Origin of the sequence: Streptomyces sp. NPDC017202 (assembly GCF_044331705.1) — a bacterium.
GTDB lineage: Bacteria > Actinomycetota > Actinomycetes > Streptomycetales > Streptomycetaceae > Streptomyces.
The window spans coordinates 206198-223101 of sequence record NZ_JBIRNP010000001.1 but is presented as its reverse complement, the minus strand read 5'-3'; the positions used below and the strand labels follow the sequence as shown (position 1 = coordinate 223101).

Here is a 16904-nt window from a genome sequence, read left to right as displayed (position 1 = left end):
GCGAGAGGAGCTGGTCATGGCCCTGTTCAAGAAGCGCACGGTCGGCAAGCCGGGCGAGTGGTACTACTGCCTGGAACACCACAAGGTCGAGGAAGGGCCCGAGTGCCCGGCCAAGGACCGGTTCGGCCCCTACGCCTCCCGCGCGGAGGCCGAGCACGCGATGCAGACGGCCCGGGAGCGCAACCTGCAGTGGGAGAACGACCCCAAGTGGCACGACGCCCCGGCGGGCACCGCGGACGACGACTGACCGCACCCGCCCCGCCCGGGACCACCGGGCACGACGGCACCCCGCCCCCGGCCCCTCGCCTCACCAGGGAGCCGGGGGCGGCGCCGTCAGGGACTCCGCCAGCCGGGACAGCCGGTCGCGCAGGCGGCGGGGGCCCCTCGGAGAGGGCACCGCCTGCTCGCCCGCCGCCGCGCTCACCAGGTGCTGCACCGTGTCCAGGTCCAGCTCCGCGCCGTCCGGCACGGCCAGCGTCTCGTGCGCCAGGTCCGGCAGCTCGCCCCCGACGGGGCCCAGGGCCAGCACGGTCACCCCGGTCCGCCGGGCGTCCGACACCCGCTCCAGCAGGGGCGCGTCTTCCTCCGGCTCCGGCGCCACCACCAGCAGGGTCTCGCCCCGCCGGGCCGCCTCGATGCGGCCGAGGCCCACCGCGAGGTGCGCCGGATCCGAGGGGCGGGCGCCGTGCCGCACCAGCGTGGGGGCCAGCTCCGGCGTACCGGACCAGGCGGCCTCGTCGACCAGGTGGGCGGCCAGGTGCCACGGTTCGTACGCGGCGGTGCCCACCAGCAGCAGCCCGCCCCCGTGCGACACCACCGACCCCCGCAGCACCCCGGCGAACCTGCGGGTGGCCCCGAGCCACTGCGTCCCGGCGAGCACGTCGCGCAGCAGCGCGACCCGTACGGCGTCCATGCCACCGCATCCTGCCCCAACCGGGCGCCCGCGGCCGGGCGTTCGCCGCCGATTCCCCCGACCCGGGGACCCGCCCGGCGGCCGTGAGGGCCGTCACCCCGCCCGGTGGGACGGCCCCCACGGACGTAAAGTCGGCCCATGACCTCTAGCGACAGTGCACACAACGCCCCCGCGAAGGCACCCGCCAAGGACCCGTGGGACCTTCCCGACGTCTCGGGGCTGGTCGTCGGCGTCCTCGGCGGGACCGGGCCGCAGGGCAAGGGGCTCGCCCACCGCCTCGCCAGGGCCGGCCAGAAGGTGATCATCGGCTCGCGTGCCGCCGACCGCGCGCGGGCCGCCGCCGAGGAACTCGGGCACGGCGTCGAGGGCGCCGACAACGCCGAGACCGCCCGCCGCAGCGACATCGTCATCGTCGCCGTGCCGTGGGAGGGCCACGGCAAGACCCTGGAGTCGCTGCGCGAGGAGCTGACGGGCAAGCTCGTCGTCGACTGCGTCAACCCGCTCGGCTTCGACAAGAAGGGCGCCTACGCGCTGAAGCCGGAGGAGGGCAGCGCCGCCGAGCAGGCCGCCGCCCTGCTGCCCGGCTCGCGGGTCACGGCCGCCTTCCACCACCTGTCGGCGGTCCTCCTCCAGGACCCGGACATCGACGAGATCGACACCGACGTGATGGTGCTGGGCGAGGAGCGCGCCGACGTGGAGATCGTGCAGGCCCTGGCCGGCCGCATCCCCGGCATGCGGGGCGTCTTCGCCGGACGGCTGCGCAACGCCCACCAGGTCGAGGCCCTGGTCGCCAACCTGATCTCCGTCAACCGCCGCTACAAGGCCCACGCCGGGCTCCGCGTCACCGACGTCTGAGCGGATGGGGGACACTGGACGGCACCGGCCGTACGGCCCGCCACGCGACCGGCCGTACCCGCAGTGCAGCAGTGTCCCCCGACAGGAGCCAGCCCCATGCCCCGTCTCGCCGTCTACTCCCTGATCGTCTGCCTCCTCGCGGTCGCGGCGGCGGTCGTCTCCTTCGTCCAGGGCAGCTTCCTGGGCGTCGTGTGGGTGCTGCTGGCCGGCCTGTCGTCCAACATGACCTGGTACTACCTCAAGCGCGAGAAGATCCGCCGGTCCGTCACGGGCTGACGGAGCAGATCTCCGGGGTGCCCTCCCAGAAGCGGTACAGCGCCTGGCCGCAGTAGGTCTCGAAGTCGCCGATGCCGAGACCGCCCAGCACCGAGTCGACCACGTCGAAGAACGCGCCGTTGACCGCCGGCACCCACAGCAGCGCGAACACGAACAGCAGGCCGAACGGCGCGAACGGCTCCACCTGCCGCTTCACGCCGTACGACAGCCAGGGCTCGATGACGCCGTAGCCGTCCAGGCCCGGCACCGGCAGGAAGTTCAGGATCGCCGCCGTGACCTGGAGGAGGGCGAGGAACGCGAGCGCGAACCGGAAGTCGGCCGGCACGCCGTCCAGCGCGTCCAGCCAGAACGGGGCGGTGCACACGACGGCGAACAGCACGTTCGTCAGCGGGCCCGCCGCCGAGATCAGGCTGTGCCGCCAGCGCCCCCGGATCCGGTTGCGCTCGATGAAGACGGCGCCGCCCGGCAGACCGATCCCGCCCATGATCACGAACAGCACCGGCAGCACGACGCTCAGCAGCGCGTGCGTGTACTTCAGGGGATTGAGCGTCAGGTACCCCTTCGTGCCGACCGAGATGTCACCGCTGTGCAGGGCGGTGCGCGCGTGCGCGTACTCGTGCAGGCAGAGCGAGACGATCCAGGCGCCGGTCACGAACAGGAACACGGCCACACCGGGCTGTTCGGCGAAACCGGTCCAGGTGGCCCAGCCGGTGACCGCCGTGACGGCCAGTATCCCGAGGAAGACGGGGCTGATCCGCCGGTCGCTGCGGCGGGAGAGGGCGGTGGTCATCTGCGGACGCTCCTGGGGTGCGATGTCGGGACCGGGTGTCCGGCTGCCCGACCGTACCGGGCGCAAGGGGGGAACGTCTCGTGACCGGTCGTCGGTTCCGGGCGGAGCGGGTCGGTCCTCCCGGGCGCGCCACCGGCCCGGGCGCCGTGACCCCGGCCGCCCCCACCGGAGAGAATGACCCCGTGCGCTACCGCATCCTCGGCACCACCCAGGCACTCCGGACCGACGGCACCCCCGTCGCCGTCGGCGGGGCGCGGCTGCGCGCCCTGCTGACCGTGCTGGCCCTGCGGGCCGGCCGCAGCGTGCCCGCGGGACTGCTGGTGGAGGAGGTCTGGGCCGGCGGTGAGCCGCCCGCCGACGCGCCCGCCGCGCTGCAGGCGCTGGTCGGCCGGCTGCGCCGGGCCCTCGGCGCGGACGCCGTCGCCTCGGCGGACGGCGGCTACCGGCTCACCGCCCCGCCCGACGCCGTCGACCTGCACCGTTTCGAGCGGCTGACCGCCGAAGGACTGCGCGCGCTCGCCGACGGCGACCCCGCCGGTGCGGCCGCGCTGCTCGACGACGCCCTCGCCCTCTGGCAGGACCCGGTCCTCGCCGACCTGCCCGACCGCACCGCCGAGGCGGTCCGCCGCCAGGCCCGCCGCCTGGACGCGATACGCGCCCGTCACACCGCGGCCCTCGCCCTCGGCCACGCCGGGCAGTCCCTGCCCGAGCTGACCGCCCTGTGCGACGTCCACCCCCTGGACGAACCCCTCCAGGCCCTGCGCCTGCGCGCCCTGCGCGACGCGGGCCGCACCGCCGAGGCCCTGGCCGCCTACGAGTCCGTACGCCGCCTGCTCGCCACCCGCCTCGGTTCCGACCCCGGCCCCGAACTCCGCGCCCTCCACGCGGAACTCCTCACCCCGGCCGAACTCCCGCCCCCGGTGCCCCGCCCGGCCCCGGCCGCCGCCTCCCCGGCCTCGGCCCCGGCCTCGGCCCCGGCCCCGGCCCCGGCCTCGGCCCCGGCCCCGGCCCTGGTCTCCGCCTCCCCGGCCCCGGCCCTGGTCTCCGCCTCCCCGGCCCCGGCTTCCGCCGATCCCGGCCGGGCCTCCGCGTATCCGGGCCCGGCTGCCGCAGGATCCGGCCGGGCCGCCACCCCTCCCGCCCCGCCCCCCGGCAACCTCCGCGCCCGGCTCACCTCCTTCGTCGGGCGGGAAGGGGACATCGCGGCCATCCACGGGGACCTGGACGGCGCCCGGCTGGTCACGTTGCTCGGGCCCGGTGGAGCCGGCAAGACGCGGCTGTCGCAGGAGGCCGCCGAGACCGCGGGGGAGACCGCCCGGGACGGGGTGTGGCTCGCCGAACTGGCGCCGGTCGCCGACCCCGACGCCGTGCCCCAGGCCGTCCTCACCGCCGTCGGAGCCCGCGAGACCGTGCTCTACGGCGCCGGTGCCGAGGAGATGCGGGTGGCGGTCGCCGAACGGCACGACGACCCCCTGGAGCGCCTCGTCGAGCACTGCGCCCGCCGCCGCATGCTGATCGTCCTCGACAACTGCGAGCACGTCGTCGAGAGCGCCGCCCGCCTGGTCGAGCACTTGCTCAAGCGCTGCCCGGAGCTGACCGTCCTCGCCACCAGCCGCGAACCCCTCGGCGTGCCCGGCGAGTTGCTGCGGCCCGTGGAGCCGCTGCCCGAGCCGGCCGCGCTGCGGCTGCTCGCCGAGCGCGGGGCGGCCGCCCGCCCCGGCTTCCGCGTCGGCGACGACCCCGAGGCCTGCGCCGAGATCTGCCGCCGCCTGGACGGCCTGCCGCTCGCCATCGAGCTGGCCGCCGCCCGGCTGCGCATGCTGTCGCCGCGCCAGATCGCGGACCGGCTCGACGACCGCTTCCGGCTGCTGACCTCCGGCAGCCGTACCGTCCTGCCCCGCCAGCAGACCCTGCGGGCCGTCGTCGACTGGTCCTGGGACCTGCTCGACGAGGACGAGCGCGAGGTCCTCGGCCGGCTGTCGGTCTTCGCCCGCGGCTGCGACCTCGCCGCCGCCGAGGCCGTCTGCGGTCCGGCCGCCCTCGACGCGCTCGGCTCCCTCGTCGACAAGTCCCTCGTCGTGGCCGCCCCGGCCCCCGACGGCGCCATGCGCTACCGGCTCCTGGAGACCGTCGCCGAGTACGCCGCCGCCCGCCTCGACGAGTCCGGCGCCCGCACCCGCGCCGAGCGCGCCCATCTGACGCACTACCGCGAACTCGCCCGCACCACCGAGCCGTCGCTGCGCGGCCGGGGACAGCGCGCCGCCATCGACCGGTTCCAGCTCGAGTACGAGAACCTGCGCACCGCGCTGCGCCGGGCCGTCGCCGAGCGCGACGAGCAGGAGGCGCTCTGCCTCGTCCTGTCCCTCGTCACCTACTGGCAGATGCGCGACCTGCGCATCGAGGCCCGCACCTGGTGCCGCGAGGTGATGGCCCTCGGCCCCGACCCCTTCGCCGACCCGGTGCGCCCCGCCGCCCCGCTCTGGAAACCCTGCACCGAGGCCCCGCCGCCGATGACCGGCGAGGTCCTCGCGGAGGCCCGGCGCGGTGTCCACCTCGCCCACCTCGCCTGCATGGACACCGAGCTGGACGCCTGGCAGACCCCGGCGGCCCAGGCCAAACTGCGGGCGATCGTCGACACCTACGCCCCCGGCCTCCCGCAGACCTGCCGCACCCCCGGCCTGCTCTGGTTCTACGCCGTCATGCTCACCGGCGACATGGAACGCATCCGCGTCATCGTCGACGCCAACATCCGCACCGCCCGCGAGACCCCCGGCTACGAGTGGGAGCTGGCCGTCTGCCTCCAGATGCGCGCCAACGTGCTGGCCAACCGCTCCGACTGGGCGGGCGACGCGACCCGGGACGCCGACGAGTCCCTGGAGATCTTCCGCCGCCTCGGGGACGCCTGGGGCACCGCCGAGGCCCTCTCCGCGCGCGCCGAGGCCCACGAGCGGATGGGCGCCTACCGCCTGGCCGCCGCCGACTACGAGGCGGCCATGGTCCACGCCGAGGAGCTCGACGCCCGCAGCCAGTCGGCGGTCCTGGCGGCCCGGCTGGGCAGCGCGCTGCTGGAGGCCGGTGAGGAGGAGCGCGGCGAACGCGTCCTGCGCGAGGTCCTCGACCGCTTCGACGGCACCGTCAACGAGGCCATGCCCGCCGCCCGGCTCTTCCTCTCCGGCCACCTCACCCTGACCGGCCGCACCCCCGAGGCCCGCGAGCAGCTACGCCTGCTGCGCAAGGAGTTCGCCCTCGCGCACTTCGTCGTCTTCGACGCCCTGATCCTCGGCGCGGAGGCCTGGCTGGACACGGTGGACGAGCGCTACGAGCAGGCCCTGGTCACCATCCGCGACGCCCTGGGCCGGGCGAACGACCCGCTGTCCACGGCCATCGCCCCGTACCTGCGCTCCTTCTACCTGGCCATCGCCGCGATCGCCCTCACCGGCACCGGGCGGACCGGCGCCGACGACGGTCCGCCCGGTGCCCGCGCCCGCGCCGAGGCCGCCGCCCGCTGCCTCGGCGTCGCCGACGCCCTGCTGCCGCCCCGGCACGTCTCGCCGCGCCTGGAGTCCGCGTGCCGGGAACTGGCCCACGCCCGGGTCCGTGCCGCGCTCGGCGAGGAGGCGTACACCGCCGCCCACGCCGAGGGCGGCGGCCTCTCCTACGAGGAGGCCGCCGCCCTGGTGTGAGACACCGGTCAGCTCTTGGTGCGGAACTTGTGGATCGCGACCGGCGCCATCACCGCGGTGAGCCCCGCCGACCAGGCCAGCGTCACCCACAGACCGTGCGCGACCGGACCGCCGATCATCAGCCCGCGCGCGGCGTCCGCGAGGCCCGACAGGGGATTGAACTCGGTGAAGTTGCGCAGCCAGCCCGGCATCGACGCGGTCGGCGCGAAGATCGACGAGCCGAACTGGAGGGGCATCAGCACCAGGAAGCCCATCGCCTGCACGGACTGCGCGTTCTTCATCACCACGCCGAGCGTGAGGAACACCCACATCAGCGCGAACCCGAAGGCCGCGGACAGCGCCACGGAGGCCAGCAGTCCGGGCCAGCTGGTGATCTCGAAGCCGACCAGCACCGCGACGACCACCAGCACCACCGTCGCGAACAGCATCCGCATCAGCTCGACCGCGATCTTCGCGAACAGCACCGAGCCGCGCCCGATCGGCAGGGACCGGAAGCGGTCCATGACACCGGAGTTGAAGTCCTGGTTGAACCCGGTGCCCACGCCCTGCGCCATGTTCATCCCCATCATGGCCAGCAGGCCGGGGATGACGTACTGGACGTACTCCTCCTGCCCGCCGCCCAGCGACTGGCCGATGGAGCCGCCGAAGACGTACACGAACAGCAGGGTGAAGACGACCGGGAACAGGACCGCGTCGAACATCGACTCCGGGTCCTGCCGGATCCACAGCAGGTTGCGGCGGACCAGCGCGCCGGTGTGCCGCAGGTGGGCCCGCAGCGGGACGGGCGCGTCGGCGCCCTGGGGGCCGGCCGGGGCGAGTGGGGTGGCGGCGCTCATACGGCGACCTCCTCGAGGGGCTTGTCGGCGGGGACGGTGCCCTGCGGCGCACCGGCACGGTGACCGGTGAGGGACAGGAACACCTCGTCCAGGCTGGGCAGTTCGGTGGTGATGGAGGAGAGCGTGAAGCCGCGCGCGGTGACCGCGCCGACCACGGCGGTGAGCTGCTCGTCGCTGAGCACCGGCACCAGCACCGAGCCGCGCTCGGTGTCCACGACGGTCGAGGCGAGGCCGGTGATGCCCATCTCGTCCAGCGCGCGGGCCAGCGGGCGCAGGTGCACCGGGTCGGCCGGGCGCACCCGCAGGGTCCGCCCGCCCACGCGGGACTTCAGCTCCTCGATGCCGCCCGTGGCGATGACCTTGCCCCGGTCGACGACGGTCAGCTCGGAGGCGAGCTGTTCGGCCTCCTCCATGTACTGGGTGGTCAGCAGCACGGTCACCCCCTCGCCGACCATCGACTTCACCTCGGTCCACACCTCGTTGCGGGTGCGGGGGTCGAGGCCGGTGGTCGGCTCGTCGAGGAAGAGGACGGCGGGCCGGCCGATCATCGACGCGGCGAGGTCGAGCCGTCGCCGCATGCCGCCGGAGTACGTCCCCGCCGGGCGCCGGGCCGCCTCCGTGAGCGAGAACCGCTCCAGCAGCTCGTCGGCGCGGGACCGGGCCTCCTTGCGGGGCAGGTCGAGCAGCCGGCCGATGAGGTACAGGTTCTCCCAGCCGGCGAGCTTCTCGTCCACGGAGGCGTACTGGCCGGTCAGCCCGATGACGCGGCGGAGCAGGCGGGGCTGGCGGACGACGTCGTGGCCGGCGACGGTCGCCCGGCCGGCGTCGGGGGCGAGCAGCGTGGACAGGATCCGCACGAGGGTGGTCTTGCCGGCGCCGTTCGGCCCGAGCACCCCCATGACGGTGCCCTCCCGCACGTCGAGGTCGACCCCGTCCAGTGCCTTGGTCTCCCCGTAGTGCTTGACCAGCCCCCGCACGGTGACGGCGCGGTCCGCGCCGCCGGGGTTCATGTCGATACGTGTCATGCCACCGAAGGTGCCAGCCCCCACCGACAGACCACCTACACCCGACCGACAGCCGCCTGTGCGCCACCGACATCACCGACAGGAAATCTCCTGACGACCACGGCGACCATCAATTGAGCCACCACGACGGCGAGCAACCACGTCCGCGAGAGCGGCGCCGGTTCAGGCGCAAAGGGGGCAGCCCGCCGAGGGGGACGATCGGCGGGCTGCCCGTGGTGCCGGGATGGCTCAGTGGTGCCGGGAACGGCTCAGTGGACGGAGTGCTCCTCCAGCGGGAACGTTCCGCCGACGACGTCCTCCGCGAACGCCTTCGCCGCGTCGCCCATGACCTTGCGCAGGTCGGCGTACTGCTTCACGAACTTCGGCACGCGGCCGCCGGTCAGCCCCATCATGTCCGTCCAGACCAGCACCTGCGCGTCCGTCTGCGCCCCGGCCCCGATCCCGACCGTGGGGATGTGCAGCACGCGCGTGACCTCAGCGGCCAGCTCCGCCGGCACCAGCTCCAGCACGACGGCGAACGCCCCCGCGTCCTGGACGGCCTTCGCGTCCCGCAGCAGCTGCGCGGCGGCCTCCTCGCCGCGGCCCTGGACGCGGTACCCCATGGCGTTCACGGACTGCGGGGTGAGCCCGATGTGGGCCATGACCGGGATGCCGGACTCGACGAGCAGCTCGATCTGCCGGTGCGACCGCTCGCCGCCCTCCAGCTTCACGGCACCGACCCCGGCCTCCTTGACCAGCCGGGTGGCGCTGCGCAGCGCCTGCACGGGGCCCTCCTGGTACGACCCGAAGGGCAGGTCGCCGACGATGAGGGCGCGCCGGGTGCCCCGTACGACGGCCGCCGAGAGCACGGTCATCTCGTCGAGGGTGACGGGCACGGTGGTCTCGTACCCGAGGTGGCAGTTGCCCGCCGAGTCGCCGACGAGCATCACGGGGATCCCGGCCTCGTCGAAGACGGACGCGGTCATCGCGTCGTACGCGGTGAGCATGGGCCACTTCTCGCCCCGCTCCTTGGCGGCGGCGATGTCGCGGACGGTGATGCGGCGTGTGCCCTTGCCCCCGTACAGCGCCTTGCTGCCGTCGGAAGGCTTCGTCTGGGCAGCCGAAAGCTGCGTCATTGCAACGGCTCCTTACGTCATCTCGAGGCGCCCTCACGGCGTCCCCGGACCACGTCCATGGTGGCACCTCGTGCCAGGGAGGGCCAGAGCACCCCCTGTGGGTAAAACCTCAGTAAGAGAATGCGATACGAGACGGTCTCGTATCGAAATAGGCCTACCCTCGGGTACATGACCAATCCTGCCGTCCCCACGACCCCCCGGATACCGGAAGCGGTGCACCGGCGTCGCTGGGTGATCCTCGGCGTGCTGATGCTGAGCCTGCTGATCGTGGTGCTCGACAACTCGATCCTGAACGTCGCGATCAAGACCATCTCCACCCCGGCCCCGGTCGGCCTCGGCGCCACCCAGAGCGAGCTGGAGTGGGCCATCAACTCCTACACGCTCGTCTTCGCGGGCCTGCTGTTCTCCGCCGGTCTGCTGGGCGACCGGCTGGGCCGCAAGAAGGTCCTGCTCGGCGGCCTCGCGGTGTTCGGCATCGGCTCCGCGCTCGCCGCGGAGTCCGGCTCACCTGCCCAGCTCATCGCCTTCCGCGCCCTGATGGCCCTCGGCGCCGCCTTCGTGATGCCCGCGACCCTCGCCGTCCTGATGAACGTCTTCGAACGCGAGGAGCAGCCCAAGGCGATCGGCGTCTGGGCCGGCGGCGTCGGCCTCGCCATCGCCATCGGGCCCATCACCGGCGGCCTCCTCCTCGACCACTTCTGGTGGGGGTCGGTGTTCCTCGTCAACGTGCCGATCGTGATCACCGCCATCGTGCTGATGGTGTGGCTGGTGCCGGACTCGCGCGACCCCGCCCCCGGCCGGATCGACCCCGTCGGCGTCGTCCTGTCCGTCGTCGGCCTGGTCCTGCTCGTCTACGGCATCATCAAGGGCGGCGAGCTGGCCGACTTCACCGATCCGACCGTGCTGGCGACGATCGCCGCAGGCCTCGTGGTCCTCGCCGCGTTCGTGGTGTTCGAGAAGCGCAGCGACCATCCGTCCATCGACGTCGGCTACTTCCGCAACAAGGTGTTCTCGGCCGCGATCGGCGTCATCGCGCTGGTCTTCTTCGCGCTGATGGGCGTGACTTTCTTCTCCGTCTTCTACACCCAGAGCGTGCGCGGCTACTCCCCGCTCCAGACCGGCCTGCTGATGCTGCCGCTGGCCGTCGCCCAGCTGGTCTTCGCGCCGCGGGCCCGGCTGGTCGTGGACCGCTTCGGCAACAAGGCCACGACCACGGGCGGCATGCTCCTCATCGCGGCGACCCTGGTCGCGTTCGCCACGCTGGACCGGGACACGCCGATCTGGCTGCTGGAGGTCGTCTTCTTCCTCATGGGCGCCGGAATGGCCCACATCATGACCCCGACCAGTGTCGTGATCATGCAGGCGCTGCCCCGCGAGAAGGCCGGGTCCGCGTCCGCGCTCAGCAACACCTTCCGCCAGGTCGGCGGCGCGCTCGGCATCGCCGTCCTCGGCTCCGTGCTGTCGACGGCGTACCGCACCGGCATCGAGGACGACCTCGGCGCGGTGCCGGCCGGGCTGCGCGACACGGCGGGGGAGTCCATCGAGGCGACCCTGGGCGTCGCGGCGAAGCTCGGCCCGCGCGGCGAGGCCCTGGTCGGCCCGGCCAACGACGCGTTCCTGCACGCCATGCACGTCACCGCGCTGTGCGGGGCCGGGGTCGCGCTCGTCGGCGCGGTCGTCGTGGCGGTGTTCCTGCCGGGCCGGTCGAAGGAGCCGGAGGAGGCGACGGACGAGGGCGAACTGGTGCGCACCGACTCGTAGACCGCGGGCGGCCGTGCGGGGGCGCGGCCGTTTCCCGGAGCCCCTGGGCGAGAATGCTGCGAGCGTGACGAAAGGACGGTCGTGAGTTCTGCCGAGACCCCAGCCGGGACCCCTGCGGGGACACCTGCCGAGACCCCCGCGGGCACCCCTGCCGGATCTCCTGCCGGGACCTCCGCCGGGGTCCCCGCCGGAACCTCTGTCGGCAGCGGGGCCGCCGTGCGGCCGCCCGCGCAGCCCGCCAGGGGACGGCCGCGCAGCGAGGCCGTCGAACGGGCCATCCTCGAGGGGACGATGAAGCTGCTGGAGGAGGGGGTGCCGCTCGGTGAGCTGTCCATCGAGCGGATCGCCCGCACCGCCGGGGTCGGCAAGGCGGCCATCTACCGCCGGTGGAGCGGCAAGGAGGAGCTGTTCGTCGACGTCCTGCTGAGCATCGAGCCGGACCAGCCCGAACTCCCCGGCACCTCCATGCGCGACGACCTCGTGGTGCTGCTGGAGTGGCTGCGCCGACGTGGACTGGCCAGCCGTTCCTCGGCGATCCTGCGCACCGCCCAGGCCCAGATGAAGAGCAGCCCCAGGATCTGGGAGGCGTACCACAGCGCGGTCATCGTGCCCCGGCGCCGGCTGGGCGTCGAGGTGCTGCGGCGCGGTCAGCGCGCCGGTGAACTCCGCGCCGACCTCGACGTCGAGCTGGCCAACGACCTGTTCATCGGGCCCATGCTGGTCCGTTCCGTCCTGCGTCCCGACGCCGACCTCACCGAGGGCCTCCCGGAACGGATCGTCGACACGCTGCTCGAGGGTCTGCGGCCCGCCGGCGCCGTCACCCGCCCGCGGTCCGGCGGTTCTCCCACCGGCGCACGGTCCGTCAGTTCCCCGCCGGTCTCGCCCGAATGTGCGCGTTTCGTCACAGACCACCCCTGACGGGCCGCGATCGGAACCCCTGGCGGCACTCCGTTCGTCCTCGTGCCCGTTGGGCCGTCATGGGACGGCGGGAACCGAGCCGTTCATCCCCTAGGGTCGTACGCACGGGGGAGAGACGGTGTGCACGGCAGGTAGTGAGGCGACGGTATGGCGCAGCAGGCGTATGTGACGGAGACGGACAACGGCGGCTCGGACCCCGAGCGTCCGGGAGCCCGGCTCCGACGCCTGTTCGTGCGGCTGGCCGGACGCCTGTCGGCCGGCTGGCGCGGTGATCCGCGGATCTGGCGCCGCGGCCTCGTCGTCGCCGTGCTCGCGCTGCTGCTCGCCCTGGTGATGCTGGTGCACGCGCGCATCCCCAACCGGTTCGGCAACCTCGGCAGCCTCACCGAGACGTTCCTGCCGTGGCTCGGCGTCTTCGTCCCGCTGCTGTTGCTGCTGGCGTTCGTGCGCAGGTCGGCGACCGCGCTGATCGCCCTGGTGCTGCCCGCCGTGGTCTGGCTGAACCTCTTCGGCGGGCTGATCGGCGACAAGACCGGCGGCGGCGGCGACCTCACGGTGGCCACGCACAACGTCAACGCCGACAACGCCGACCCCTCCGGCACCGCGCACGACGTGGCCGCCTCCGGTGCGGACGTGGTGGCCCTGGAGGAGCTGACCGAGTCGGCGGCGCCGGTGTACGAGAAGGCGCTCGCGACGACGTACCGCTACCACTCCGTGCAGGGCACGGTCGGGCTGTGGAGCAGGTACCCGCTGAGCGCCGTGGCGGCCGTCGACATCAAGCTGGGCTGGGTCCGCGCGATGCGCGCCACGGTGACCACGCCGGAGGGCCCGGTCGGCTTCTACGTCGCCCACCTCCCCTCGGTCCGCGTGAAGCTCCAGGCCGGGTTCACCGCCCGCCAGCGCGACAAGAGCGCGGACGCGCTGGGCGAGGCGATCGCCGCCGACCCGCTGAGCAACAAGATCCTGCTCGGCGACCTCAACGGCACGATGAACGACCGCTCGCTCAACGCCGTGACGTCGCAGATGCGCTCCGCGCAGGGCGCCGCGGGCAGCGGGTTCGGCTTCACCTGGCCCGCGTCGTTCCCCATGGCGCGGATCGACCAGATCATGGTGACGGGCGTGGAGCCGGTCACCTCGTGGACGCTGCCGCGGACGAGCAGCGACCACCTGCCGGTCGCGGCTCGTGTGCAGGTCACCACACCGTAACCTGCCGGAATACCGGGCGGGAGAGACTTTGTTCCGTAATTGAACATACGATGGACGGAACTCCTCTCCTGAAAGGCACAGGCTCTTCCATGCCCCTGGCCCTGCTCGCCCTCGCCGTGGGTGCCTTCGGCATCGGCACCACCGAGTTCGTGATGATGGGCCTGCTGCCCGACGTCGCCGACGACCTCGGCATCTCCCTCCCGGCCGCCGGCCACCTGGTCTCCGCCTACGCGCTCGGCGTCGTCATCGGCGCCCCGCTGCTCGCGGCCGCCACGGCGCGGATGTCCCGCCGCACGGTCCTGATCTCCCTCATGGCGCTGTTCGTGGCCGGCAACGCGCTGTCCGCGTTCGCGCCCGGCAACGGCTCCCTGCTCGCCGCCCGCTTCCTCAGCGGCCTCCCGCACGGCGCCTTCTTCGGCGTGGGCGCGGTGGTCGCCACGAACATGGTCGCGCCCGAGCGCAAGGCGCGCTCGGTGTCGCTGATGTTCCTCGGCCTGACGGTGGCCAACATCGCGGGCGTCCCGGTCGCCACGCTCATGGGCCAGCGCCTCGGCTGGCGGACGACCTTCCTGGGCGTGAGCGCGATCGGCCTGGTGGCGATGGCGTCGCTGGCCCTGCTGATCCCGCGCGACCGGGCCGCCGCCCCCACGACCGGCCTGCGCGGCGAGCTGGCCGCCCTGCGCTCGCTGCCGGTGTGGCTGGCGCTGGGCACGACGGTCGCCGGGTTCGGCGCGCTGTTCTCCGCCTACAGCTACGTCACGCCGATGCTGACGGACACCGCCGGTTACGCCGACTCCAGCGTGACCCTGCTGCTGGCGCTGTTCGGCGTCGGCGCGACGATCGGCAACCTGCTGGGCGGACGGCTCGCCGACCACGCGATGCGTCCGACCCTGTTCGGCGGCCTGGCGTCCCTGGTCGCCGTCCTGGCCCTGTTCCCGCTGCTGATGACGACGGCGTGGGGCGGTGCGCTGGCCGTGCTCCTGCTGGGCGTGGCGGCGTTCGTGACGGGTTCGCCGCTCAACATGATGGTGATGGAGAAGGCGGCCGCGGGCCCGTCACTGGCCTCCTCCGCCAACCAGGCCGCGTTCAACCTGGCCAACGCCGGCGGCGCCTGGATCGGTGGGCTGGCCCTCGCGGCGGGCTTCGGCGTGACGTCGCCCGCGCTGGCGGGCGCGGTGCTGGCGGCCCTGGGCCTCGGGGTGGCCGCGGTGGCGTACGCGGTGGACCGGCGCCGGGAGTCCGCCCGCGCGGGCCGCGTGGTCGCCACCCACACGCCCGAGCGGCCGGGAGTGCTGCACCACTGAGCGTTTTCAGCGTTGCTTCTCGAGGGCGAGGGCGAGGGCGAGGGTGACCTGATGACTTTGGCGATGACGGTCATGAGGTGGGGCTGATGCGGGCTCTGCGGAAGATCTGCCAGGACCTTCAGCCGTGCCACCCTTTCGACGAGCGCCTACGCCCGCCTCGCGGCCTACCTGTACAGGTCCTGCGGCGAGCGCGGCCTGTCCGAGCCCGTCCAGCCTCTGGCCCGGGCATCGGCCCCGATTCCGCAGATCACCACGGCGAAGTTAATGCTTGCGTTAACACGGTGGCCGTGGCTCAATGGGAAGTGGTCCTGGTCGGGGAGGTCGCGGCGTGGTTCGAGGCACTGGCCGAAGAGGACTGGAACACCGCTGAACAAGTGGAAGATGCCATCGACATGCTGGCGGCCACAGGCCCGACGCTGGGCCGCCCGCTGGTCGATCGGATCAAGGGCGCTGAGAATCATCACCTGAAGGAGCTGAGACCGGGCTCGTCCGGGAACAGTGAGATCCGCATCCTCTTCGCCTTCGATCCGGTGCGCCGGGCGGTACTGCTGGTGGCCGGCGACAAGGCCGGGAACTGGCAGCGCTGGTACGACATCAACATTCCGCTTGCTGAGCAGCGGTACCGGACACATGTGGCCGATCTCGAAACCAGGGAGTACGAATGAGCACCGTGAGCTGGGAGGAAACCAAGCGCAAGGCGCGCGAGCGGCGTGCGGTCGCTGGGTTGCCGGTGCGGTCGGCTCAGGAGAAGCAAGCGGCGATGGACCGGCTGACCGCCGAAGTGCGCGCTCACAAGCTCGCGGAGGTCAGGCGTGAACAGGCGCTGACTCAGCGCCAAGTGGCCGCGTCGATGGGGGTCTCAGCACCTCGGGTCTCCGCGATCGAGCACGGTGAGCTGGATCGCGCGGAGGTCGCGACCCTCCGGGCCTACGTGGAAGCGCTCGGCGGCCGACTGCGCGTAGTTGCAGACTTCGGGGACGCGGAGTACACCGTCGCCTGAGGCGCGAGCCAAAGCTCTCATCAACCAACAAGGACCAGGTGTCTGACCTGGGCCTTGATCATGGAGCGGGTGACGAGAATCGAACTCGCGCTCTCCGCTTGGACGTCCCGGACGTCTCAGCGGGCGCTCCGTCCGGGGATCGCCGGAAGGACCTTCTCGGCGATGTCGAGGAGGGCCTGGTCGGTGGGGAGGGCTCCGGACTCGCTCCACACGGTGATGTCGTAGGAGCCGCCCCGGTCCTTGCCGTCGAGCGCCACGGACAGCGTCCTGGCCAGGGGGCCTTGTTGCATCGGCGCGCTGGACCCCTCGCTCCCGAGACTGAACTCGAACTTCATGGTGTGCTCCGATGAGAGGAACGCGGGGCGGCCGAGGACCGTGAGCGTTTTGAGGTTCTTCTCGTCCTCGTCCCCCGCGATCTTCACCAGCTTCACGTACTGGGCGGTCGACAGGTCGTTGTACGTCGCCGAGAGGTTCACGGTGTACGTGTCGAACGCGACCTGGGCCTCCGGCTCGGCGACCTTCCCGTCGGTCAGCGCGGCGGTGTTGTTGCTGCCGGAGGCCGAGGTCGCGATCTCCGCGGGCGTACCGAGGAGCTTCGCCAGGTCGGACCGGTTGAGTGCCTGGCACAGCTGGTCACCGGTCACGGGCCGGGGCTTCTTCTCGTAGACCGCCGGCAGCGTCTCGTCCTCCGTCTCCGTGTCCGAACACGAGGCGGCCTGCGGTGTGTCGTCGTCGGCCGGCAGCATGTCGGGGCCCAGCCACAGCGCGGCCCCGAGTGCCGCGAACACGGCCACGGCCGCGACGGCCTGCCCCCACGGGTTGGGCTCCTTCTCCGCGGCGGCCGGGCCGGGAGGCGAGCCGGCTCCGACCGGTGCGGGTGCCGGTGCCGTTCCAGCCGGTGCCACCTGTGCCTGGGCCCAGGCTTGAGCGACGGCGTCGGTCGGCGGCGTCCCGTCCGCGGAGGCCGCCGGAGCCGGGTTCCGGCGCGCGCGCAGCGCCCGGACCACCATGTGAACGCGTATCGCGGTGAACACGAGGAACACCGCGCCGATACCGGCCATGACCAGGTCGTGGTCGTGGACGGCGAGGTACGTGAGGCGTACGCCGAGGACGGACCCGAGGGCGATGAGCAGGGGTTCGCGGACCCAGAAGGGCAGAACGCGCAGGAGGAGACCGAGCATCCGGTGATCTCACCAGGTCGAGCCCGCGTCCGCCATGGTGG

At 73.0% G+C, this 16904-nt stretch carries 16 protein-coding genes; 10 read left to right on the top strand and 6 right to left on the bottom strand.

All coding sequences use genetic code 11. The features are described 5' to 3' along the window. Positions 1 to 16: 16 nt before the first annotated feature. Entirely contained in the window at positions 17 to 247 is a 231-nt protein-coding gene (locus ACH4N1_RS01000) for a hypothetical protein (RefSeq protein ID WP_398093564.1), read from the top strand. A 60-nt stretch (positions 248 to 307) separates the two neighbouring features. On the opposite strand, the gene ACH4N1_RS00995 is transcribed toward ACH4N1_RS01000, so the two are convergent. Then, a complete protein-coding gene (locus tag ACH4N1_RS00995; protein ID WP_398093563.1) occupies positions 308 to 913 on the bottom strand; it encodes a hypothetical protein in 606 nt (201 codons plus the stop codon). Between the two features lie 138 nt (positions 914 to 1051). On the opposite strand from ACH4N1_RS00995, the gene npdG reads away from it, so the two are divergent. Beyond that, positions 1052 to 1768: an NADPH-dependent F420 reductase gene (gene npdG, locus ACH4N1_RS00990; RefSeq protein ID WP_366060077.1), complete on the top strand. Its 717-nt coding sequence runs from the start codon at positions 1052 to 1054 to the stop codon at positions 1766 to 1768. Between the two features lie 96 nt (positions 1769 to 1864). After that, a complete protein-coding gene (locus ACH4N1_RS00985) occupies positions 1865 to 2044 on the top strand; it encodes a hypothetical protein (protein WP_398093561.1) in 180 nt (59 codons plus the stop codon). On the opposite strand, the gene ACH4N1_RS00980 is transcribed toward ACH4N1_RS00985, so the two are convergent. Beyond that, the gene (locus tag ACH4N1_RS00980) at positions 2034 to 2834 is read right to left on the bottom strand and encodes a site-2 protease family protein (protein WP_398093560.1); all 801 of its coding nucleotides are present in this window, start codon (positions 2832 to 2834) and stop codon (positions 2034 to 2036) included. The two genes, ACH4N1_RS00985 and ACH4N1_RS00980, sit on opposite strands and share 11 nt — an antisense overlap. Positions 2835 to 3016: 182 nt before the next feature. Between ACH4N1_RS00980 and ACH4N1_RS00975 the strand changes: the two genes are divergently transcribed. Further along, the gene (locus tag ACH4N1_RS00975) at positions 3017 to 6517 is read left to right on the top strand and encodes an AfsR/SARP family transcriptional regulator (RefSeq protein WP_398093558.1); all 3501 of its coding nucleotides are present in this window, start codon (positions 3017 to 3019) and stop codon (positions 6515 to 6517) included. An 8-nt stretch (positions 6518 to 6525) separates the two neighbouring features. On the opposite strand, the gene ACH4N1_RS00970 is transcribed toward ACH4N1_RS00975, so the two are convergent. From ACH4N1_RS00970 to panB, 3 genes are all read right to left on the bottom strand, one after another. Continuing rightward, positions 6526 to 7353, bottom strand: coding sequence for an ABC transporter permease (locus tag ACH4N1_RS00970; RefSeq protein ID WP_398093557.1), 828 nt, complete (start codon positions 7351 to 7353; stop codon positions 6526 to 6528). Continuing rightward, positions 7350 to 8378 carry an ATP-binding cassette domain-containing protein gene (locus ACH4N1_RS00965; protein ID WP_398093555.1) on the bottom strand — a complete coding sequence of 343 codons (1029 nt, stop codon included), beginning with the start codon at positions 8376 to 8378 and terminating at the stop codon, positions 7350 to 7352. The genes ACH4N1_RS00970 and ACH4N1_RS00965 overlap by 4 nt, the downstream gene beginning before the upstream one ends. Positions 8379 to 8626: 248 nt before the next feature. Further along, complete coding sequence (gene panB, locus ACH4N1_RS00960) at positions 8627 to 9493, bottom strand: 3-methyl-2-oxobutanoate hydroxymethyltransferase (protein WP_398093553.1); 867 nt, start codon at positions 9491 to 9493, stop codon at positions 8627 to 8629. Between the two features lie 168 nt (positions 9494 to 9661). On the opposite strand from panB, the gene ACH4N1_RS00955 reads away from it, so the two are divergent. From ACH4N1_RS00955 to ACH4N1_RS00930, 6 genes are all read left to right on the top strand, one after another. Then, a complete protein-coding gene (locus tag ACH4N1_RS00955) occupies positions 9662 to 11254 on the top strand; it encodes an MFS transporter (protein ID WP_398093552.1) in 1593 nt (530 codons plus the stop codon). Between the two features lie 216 nt (positions 11255 to 11470). Further along, a complete protein-coding gene (locus ACH4N1_RS00950; protein ID WP_398093551.1) occupies positions 11471 to 12172 on the top strand; it encodes a TetR/AcrR family transcriptional regulator in 702 nt (233 codons plus the stop codon). Between the two features lie 147 nt (positions 12173 to 12319). After that, positions 12320 to 13378, top strand: coding sequence for an endonuclease/exonuclease/phosphatase family protein (locus tag ACH4N1_RS00945; RefSeq protein WP_398093550.1), 1059 nt, complete (start codon positions 12320 to 12322; stop codon positions 13376 to 13378). Positions 13379 to 13467: 89 nt separating this feature from the next. Further along, positions 13468 to 14682: an MFS transporter gene (locus ACH4N1_RS00940; protein ID WP_398093549.1), complete on the top strand. Its 1215-nt coding sequence runs from the start codon at positions 13468 to 13470 to the stop codon at positions 14680 to 14682. Positions 14683 to 14963: 281 nt separating this feature from the next. Further along, positions 14964 to 15347: a type II toxin-antitoxin system RelE/ParE family toxin gene (locus tag ACH4N1_RS00935; RefSeq protein ID WP_398093547.1), complete on the top strand. Its 384-nt coding sequence runs from the start codon at positions 14964 to 14966 to the stop codon at positions 15345 to 15347. Continuing rightward, the gene (locus ACH4N1_RS00930) at positions 15344 to 15682 is read left to right on the top strand and encodes an XRE family transcriptional regulator (RefSeq protein WP_398093546.1); all 339 of its coding nucleotides are present in this window, start codon (positions 15344 to 15346) and stop codon (positions 15680 to 15682) included. Before ACH4N1_RS00935 ends, ACH4N1_RS00930 begins: the two co-directional genes overlap by 4 nt. Before the next feature lie 116 nt (positions 15683 to 15798). On the opposite strand, the gene ACH4N1_RS00925 is transcribed toward ACH4N1_RS00930, so the two are convergent. Then, positions 15799 to 16863 carry a DUF6215 domain-containing protein gene (locus ACH4N1_RS00925; RefSeq protein ID WP_398093544.1) on the bottom strand — a complete coding sequence of 355 codons (1065 nt, stop codon included), beginning with the start codon at positions 16861 to 16863 and terminating at the stop codon, positions 15799 to 15801. Positions 16864 to 16904 lie beyond the last annotated feature (41 nt).

What these genes read in the sequence shown, in the direction of transcription:
- ACH4N1_RS00985 (WP_398093561.1), top strand. Translation starts at nt 1,865, where the DNA reads ATGCCCCGTCTCGCCGTCTACTCCCTGATCGTCTGCCTCCTCGCGGTC.
- ACH4N1_RS00955 (WP_398093552.1), top strand. Translation starts at nt 9,662, where the DNA reads ATGACCAATCCTGCCGTCCCCACGACCCCCCGGATACCGGAAGCGGTG.
- ACH4N1_RS00945 (WP_398093550.1), top strand. Translation starts at nt 12,320, where the DNA reads ATGGCGCAGCAGGCGTATGTGACGGAGACGGACAACGGCGGCTCGGAC.
- ACH4N1_RS01000 (WP_398093564.1), top strand. Translation starts at nt 17, where the DNA reads ATGGCCCTGTTCAAGAAGCGCACGGTCGGCAAGCCGGGCGAGTGGTAC.
- npdG (WP_366060077.1), top strand. Translation starts at nt 1,052, where the DNA reads ATGACCTCTAGCGACAGTGCACACAACGCCCCCGCGAAGGCACCCGCC.
- ACH4N1_RS00930 (WP_398093546.1), top strand. Translation starts at nt 15,344, where the DNA reads ATGAGCACCGTGAGCTGGGAGGAAACCAAGCGCAAGGCGCGCGAGCGG.
- panB (WP_398093553.1), bottom strand. Translation starts at nt 9,493, where the DNA reads ATGACGCAGCTTTCGGCTGCCCAGACGAAGCCTTCCGACGGCAGCAAG.
- ACH4N1_RS00995 (WP_398093563.1), bottom strand. Translation starts at nt 913, where the DNA reads ATGGACGCCGTACGGGTCGCGCTGCTGCGCGACGTGCTCGCCGGGACG.
- ACH4N1_RS00925 (WP_398093544.1), bottom strand. Translation starts at nt 16,863, where the DNA reads ATGCTCGGTCTCCTCCTGCGCGTTCTGCCCTTCTGGGTCCGCGAACCC.
- ACH4N1_RS00965 (WP_398093555.1), bottom strand. Translation starts at nt 8,378, where the DNA reads ATGACACGTATCGACATGAACCCCGGCGGCGCGGACCGCGCCGTCACC.
- ACH4N1_RS00940 (WP_398093549.1), top strand. Translation starts at nt 13,468, where the DNA reads ATGCCCCTGGCCCTGCTCGCCCTCGCCGTGGGTGCCTTCGGCATCGGC.
- ACH4N1_RS00980 (WP_398093560.1), bottom strand. Translation starts at nt 2,834, where the DNA reads ATGACCACCGCCCTCTCCCGCCGCAGCGACCGGCGGATCAGCCCCGTC.
- ACH4N1_RS00970 (WP_398093557.1), bottom strand. Translation starts at nt 7,353, where the DNA reads ATGAGCGCCGCCACCCCACTCGCCCCGGCCGGCCCCCAGGGCGCCGAC.